Source organism: Limnohabitans sp., from assembly GCF_044361985.1.
Lineage (GTDB): Bacteria > Pseudomonadota > Gammaproteobacteria > Burkholderiales > Burkholderiaceae_C > Limnohabitans_A.
Genome location: NZ_JBIKHV010000121.1, coordinates 1 through 5,829 on the forward strand (window position 1 = coordinate 1; position 5,829 = coordinate 5,829).

General features: G+C 59.9%; 6 protein-coding genes. All 6 read left to right on the forward strand.

All coding sequences use genetic code 11. From position 1 onward, the window contains the following. Positions 1-111 precede the first annotated feature (111 nt). Entirely contained in the window at positions 112-1,563 is a 1,452-nt protein-coding gene (gene leuC / locus ACIQ3A_RS13420) for a 3-isopropylmalate dehydratase large subunit (protein WP_396432229.1), read from the forward strand. A gap of 17 nt (positions 1,564-1,580) precedes the next feature. Continuing rightward, entirely contained in the window at positions 1,581-1,706 is a 126-nt protein-coding gene (locus ACIQ3A_RS13425) for an entericidin A/B family lipoprotein (RefSeq protein ID WP_396432230.1), read from the forward strand. A 5-nt stretch (positions 1,707-1,711) separates the two neighbouring features. Then, a complete protein-coding gene (gene leuD / locus ACIQ3A_RS13430; RefSeq protein ID WP_396432231.1) occupies positions 1,712-2,365 on the forward strand; it encodes a 3-isopropylmalate dehydratase small subunit in 654 nt (217 codons plus the stop codon). 19 nt (positions 2,366-2,384) lie between these two features. Beyond that, on the forward strand, positions 2,385-3,470 hold the full coding sequence (gene leuB / locus ACIQ3A_RS13435) for a 3-isopropylmalate dehydrogenase (protein ID WP_396432232.1): 1,086 nt from the start codon (positions 2,385-2,387) through the stop codon (positions 3,468-3,470). A gap of 238 nt (positions 3,471-3,708) precedes the next feature. Next, positions 3,709-4,866, forward strand: a complete 1,158-nt coding sequence (gene asd, locus ACIQ3A_RS13440) for an aspartate-semialdehyde dehydrogenase (RefSeq protein ID WP_396432233.1) — start codon at positions 3,709-3,711, stop codon at positions 4,864-4,866. Positions 4,867-4,918: 52 nt separating this feature from the next. Then, positions 4,919-5,829, forward strand: a 911-nt coding sequence (locus ACIQ3A_RS13445) for a FimV family protein (RefSeq protein WP_396432234.1), incomplete at its 3' end; no start/stop codon positions are given.

The following is a 5,829-nucleotide window of genomic DNA, read 5'->3' on the forward strand; positions in this document are numbered from 1 at the left end:
GGCCACGGCGCTGCCACCACAAGTCCCTCAAAGCTTAAGACGTCACGAGCCAGGGTGACAAACAAGCCATGGGATCCGCATAAAATGGCGAGCTGCACTGAAGGAAGCACCATGGCACGTACGCTTTACGACAAAATCTGGGACGAACACGTCGTCCACACCGAAGAAGACGGTACCGCCGTCCTCTACATCGACCGCCATCTGGTGCACGAAGTCACCAGCCCCCAAGCCTTTGAAGGCCTGCGCCAAGCCGGTCGAAAAGTCTGGCGTGTCAGCTCCATCGTGGCCACCGCCGACCACAACACCCCCACCACTGGTTGGGAATTGGGCTACGACGGCATCACCGACGCCATCAGCAAAGAGCAGATCACCACACTCGACGCCAACATGAAGGAATACGGCTCGGCCGCGTTCTTCCCGTTCCTGTCCAAGCGCCAGGGCATCGTGCACGTCATTGGCCCTGAGAACGGTGCCACCCTGCCCGGCATGACCGTGGTTTGCGGCGACTCACACACCTCCACACATGGCGCATTCGGCGCACTGGCCCACGGCATCGGCACTTCGGAAGTCGAACATGTCATGGCCACGCAAACACTGCTGGCCAAAAAAGCCAAAAACATGCTCATCAAGGTCGAGGGCGCTCTGGCCAAAGGTCTCACGGGCAAAGACATCGTGTTGGCCATCATTGGCAAAATTGGTACGGCGGGCGGCACCGGCTACACCATTGAATTTGCCGGCTCGGCCATCAGGGCCTTGAGCATGGAGGCCCGCATGACGGTCTGCAACATGGCCATTGAAGGCGGCGCACGCGCAGGTCTGGTGGCGGTGGATGACAAGACCATTGAATATGTCAAAGGCCGGTTGCTGTCACCCGGGACAGACCCGAAAACTGGCCAGTTTGTCGGAGGCGTGGAATGGGATCTCGCCGTGGCCTACTGGAAGACCCTGCAGTCGGATGCCAATGCCCAGTTTGATGCCACGATCGAACTCGACGCCAGAACCATCGTGCCGCAAGTCACTTGGGGCACTTCGCCTGAAATGGTGCTGGGCATCGACGGCCATACGCCCGACCCGGACAAGGAAAAGGACGACGTCAAGCGCGATGCCATTGAGCGTGCACTGACCTACATGGGTCTGCAGCCCGGCAAGGCCTTGTCCGACATCAGCGTCGACAAGGTCTTCATCGGCTCATGCACCAACAGCCGCATCGAAGACATGCGAGAGGCCGCGGCCATTGTCAAAAAGCTGGGCCAAAAAGTCGCCAAAAATGTCAAGCTGGCCATGGTGGTGCCCGGCTCCGGTTTGGTCAAGGAGCAAGCCGAGCGCGAAGGCCTGCACGAGATCTTCAAGGCGGCGGGCTTCGAGTGGCGCGAGCCCGGTTGTTCCATGTGCCTGGCCATGAATGCTGACCGCCTGGAACCCGGCGAGCGCTGTGCATCGACTTCCAACCGCAATTTCGAAGGCCGTCAGGGTGCGGGTGGTCGCACCCACTTGGTCAGCCCCGCCATGGCTGCAGCCGCTGCGGTGCATGGTCACTTTGTCGACATTCGTCAATTTTCCTGAATCACTGGAGACTTTTCATGAAAACCATATCGTGCCTGTTAATCGCCCTCAGCTTGCTGGCCCTGTCGGGCTGCAACACCGTCCGCGGTATTGGCCAGGACATTGGAAAAGCCGGTTCAGCCATCGAAAAATCAGCCAAATAATCACCATGCAGAAATTCACCCTTCTCAAAGGCTTGGTGGCCCCGATGGACCGTGCCAACGTGGACACCGACGCCATCATCCCCAAGCAGTTCCTCAAGTCGATCCGCAAAACCGGCTTTGGCCCCAACCTGTTCGACGCTTGGCGCTACTTGGACGCGGGTGAGCCCGGCCAAGACCCGGCCAGCCGCAAGCCCAATCCAGATTTCGTGCTGAACCAGCCGCGCTATCAGGGCGCCAGCGTCTTGCTGGCCCGCAAGAACTTCGGTTGCGGCTCCAGCCGCGAACACGCCCCTTGGGCGATCGACCAATACGGCTTTCGCTGCGTGATCGCACCCAGTTTTGCCGACATTTTCTTCAACAACTGCTTCAAGAATGGTCTGCTGCCCATCGTGCTGCCCGAGGCCGCCGTGGACCTGCTGTTCAACGAAGTGGCGGCCTTCCCCGGCTACCAGCTCACCGTGGATCTGGAACGCCAAGTGGTCGTGCGCCCCCAAGGCGAAGAAATCCCGTTCGAGGTGCAGGCCTTTCGCAAGTTTTGTTTGATCAATGGTCTGGACGACATCGGCCTGACCTTGCGCCACGCAGAGAAGATCAAGGCCTTTGAAGCCGAGCGCCTGGCCACCAAGCCCTGGTTGGCGCACACCGCCGTCAACGCATAAAAAGAAGTCTGGAATCCCCATGAAAATCGCAGTCCTTCCCGGTGATGGCATCGGCACCGAAATCGTCGCCGAAGCCGTCAAAGTCCTGAACGTTCTCGAGCTGAAGTTCGCAATGGAAACCGCCTTGGTCGGAGGCGCCGCCTACGACGCACATGGCCACCCGCTGCCCGAAGCGACCCTTAAGCTGGCCATGGCGTCTGACGCCGTGCTGTTTGGCGCCGTCGGCGACTGGAAATACGACACGCTTGACCGACCCCTGCGCCCCGAGCAAGCGATTTTGGGCCTGCGCAAAAACATGGGCTTGTTTGCCAACTTCCGTCCTGCCATTTGCTACGAACAATTGGTGGGTGCCTCCAGCCTCAAACCCGAGCTGATTTCGGGCCTGGACATCCTGATCATCCGCGAGCTGACGGGCGACATCTATTTTGGCCAGCCGCGCGGGCGTCGCATCGCCACCGACGGACACTTCCCAGGTGCCGAAGAAGCCTTTGACACCATGCGCTATTCCAAGCCTGAGATCGAGCGCATTGCGCATGTGGCCTTCCAGGCCGCGCGCAAGCGCAAGGCGGCAGGCAAAGAAGGCCGCGTGACCAGCGTGGACAAAGCCAACGTGCTGGAGACCTTCCAGTTCTGGAAAGATGTGGTCACCGAGGTCGGCAAAGAGTACCCCGACATCGCCCTCGACCACATGTACGTGGACAACGCCGCCATGCAACTGGTCAAGGAGCCCAAGCGCTTTGACGTGGTGGTTACCGGCAACATGTTCGGCGACATCCTGTCCGACGAAGCCTCCATGCTCACGGGCTCCATCGGCATGCTGCCTTCGGCCAGCCTGAACACGAAAAATCAGGGGCTGTACGAGCCCAGCCACGGCAGCGCCCCCGACATCGCGGGCAAAGGCGTGGCCAACCCGCTGGCGACCATCCTGAGCGCCGCCATGATGTTGCGTTTCAGCCTGAACCAGCCTGAAGCCGCCCAACGCATCGAAGCGGCTGTGCAAGAGGTGCTGGCCCTGGGTTTGCGCACTGGAGACATCTGGAGCGAAGGCACCACCAAGGTGGGCACCGCGCAGATGGGTGATGCGGTGGTCAAAGCGCTCGGCTGAATCCGCTGTCAGGCTGGGCTCAGCTTGCATCCATTACAATTTCATTCATGTTTCACGCCCGCCTGTTTTCCCAGAACTTCGCTGTTGCCGCCAAGGCAGTGGTTGGCGCGCGTGCAACTTCCACAAAAACCACGACCATTAAGGGCTGAGCAGCCTGGTTCGTCGTGCGCCCCCCGGCCAGACGAGCCGGGCAAACAGTCAGGTCAAACACTGTTTTAAAAACTGAAAGGGCGTTGAAATGAGCAAGTTAGTAGGTTTGGTCGGCTGGCGCGGCATGGTCGGCTCGGTGTTGATGGACCGCATGACTCAGGAAAAAGACTTTGACCTGATCGAGCCATTGTTCTTCTCTACATCCAATGCAGGCGGCAAAGCCCCGGCAATGGCCAAGAACGAAACCACGCTGCAAGACGCATTCAACATCGAGCAGCTCAAGCGCTGCGACATCATCATCACAGCGCAAGGCGGCGACTACACCACTGAAGTCTTCCCCAAGCTGCGTGCAGCGGGCTGGAAAGGCCATTGGATCGATGCGGCCTCGACCCTGCGCATGGAAAAAGACGCTGTCATTATTCTCGATCCGGTCAACATGCCTGTGATCCAAAACGCCTTGGCCCACGGCGGCAACAACTGGGTGGGTGGCAACTGCACGGTGTCGTGCATGCTGATGGGCGTGGGCGCTTTGTACAAAGCCGGTCTGGTCGAGTGGATGAGCACCCAGACTTACCAGGCGGCTTCGGGTGGCGGCGCACAACACATGCGCGAGTTGCTGACCCAATACGGCACTCTGCACGCCGAAGTCAAAGCCCTGCTGGACGACCCCAAAAGTGCCATTTTGGAAATCGACCGCATGGTGGTCGCCAAGCAACGCGCCCTCACTGCGGCCGAGACCGCCAACTTTGGCGTGCCATTGGGGGGCTCGCTGATCCCCTGGATCGACAAAGACCTGGGTGTGGGCAAAAACCGGGACGAGCCCGGTTGGGGCACGTCCAAGGAAGAGTGGAAGGGCATGGCCGAAACCAACAAAATTTTGGGTCTGGGCGAAGGCTTCAGCTCTGCGGCCATCCCCGTCGACGGTTTTTGTGTGCGCGTCGGCGCGATGCGCTGCCACAGCCAGGCCCTGACCTTCAAGCTGAAAAAAGACGTGCCTGTGGCCGACATCGAAGCCATGATCGCCGCCGACAACGCGTGGGTCAAATTGGTGCCCAACACCCGCGAAGCCACCGTCAAGGACTTGACCCCTGTGGCCGTGACCGGCACCATGACCATTCCCGTGGGTCGTGTGCGCAAGCTGGCCATGGGCCCCGAATACGTGGGCGCATTCACCGTGGGAGACCAGCTTTTGTGGGGCGCGGCCGAGCCGCTGCGCCGCATGCTGAGCATCTTGCTGGACGCTTGATGCCCCTGCTGCACCCATGCCCAGCGGTCACAACCTGAAGAAAACACATTGCATGCCCTTGCCTAACCACCGCAGCCAACAACTCGCCAAGTATTGGGCTGTGGCCTCGCTGTTGGCCTGCGCCAGCTTGCCTGCCAAGGCCCTGACCTTGGGCCACTTTTCGGTGGAGTCGGGCTTGGGTCAACCCCTTCGGGCAGCCATTGAGATCACGCACTACAAGGTTGAAGACCTTCGAAAACTCAAGGTGCAATTGGCTGACGCCGCCAGTTTTGAACAAGCTGGCATGGCGTTTCACCCGGCCCTGAATGGCTTGCAGGCTCAATTGGAGTTTCGTGGCGATGGCAAGCCCTACATTGCCTTGATCGGCCAAACCCCCGTGAACGACCATTTCATGGATGTGATCGTGCAGGCGCAGTGGCCCTCGGGTCGCTTGGCCATGAACTACACCCTGCTGGTCTCACCTCTAGGGACACCCAAGGCCTCTGGGGAAAAAGCAAGGGGTGATGAAACGCTTATTGCACCCGTGGTGTCACCCAAAGCCCTGGCATCGGTCGCCTTGCCTGAGATGGACACAAAAGGCAAAGACGCAAAAGAAACGATCACCGTGCGGTCTGGCGATACCGCCTCCCGACTGGTTTTGCAAAAAATGCCAGTGGGTGTCTCCCTTGACCAAATGCTGCTGGCCATGGTCAGAGCCAACCCGGAAGCCTTCATTGAAGGCAATGTGAATCTGTTGCGCGAGGGCGCGCAAGTTCAGCTGCCCAACGCGCAAGACGCGGCACAAGTGCCCGCCGAAGAAGCCCATCAAACCGTGCTCGCGCAAAGCGTGGACTTTGCCGCCTACGCCAGGCGCTTGGCCCAGGCCCCGCTGAAAGCTTCTGCCACAGCCACCCGCGAAATGGTGGGAAGGGTCGGCGAATTACAGGCCCCTGAGCCACCGCAGAACGCACAAGACAAGTTGAC

Coding starts and splice junctions, on each gene's coding strand:
- leuC (WP_396432229.1), top strand. CDS start 112: ATGGCACGTACGCTTTACGACAAAATCTGGGACGAACACGTCGTCCAC.
- ACIQ3A_RS13425 (WP_396432230.1), top strand. CDS start 1,581: ATGAAAACCATATCGTGCCTGTTAATCGCCCTCAGCTTGCTGGCCCTG.
- leuD (WP_396432231.1), top strand. CDS start 1,712: ATGCAGAAATTCACCCTTCTCAAAGGCTTGGTGGCCCCGATGGACCGT.
- leuB (WP_396432232.1), top strand. CDS start 2,385: ATGAAAATCGCAGTCCTTCCCGGTGATGGCATCGGCACCGAAATCGTC.
- asd (WP_396432233.1), top strand. CDS start 3,709: ATGAGCAAGTTAGTAGGTTTGGTCGGCTGGCGCGGCATGGTCGGCTCG.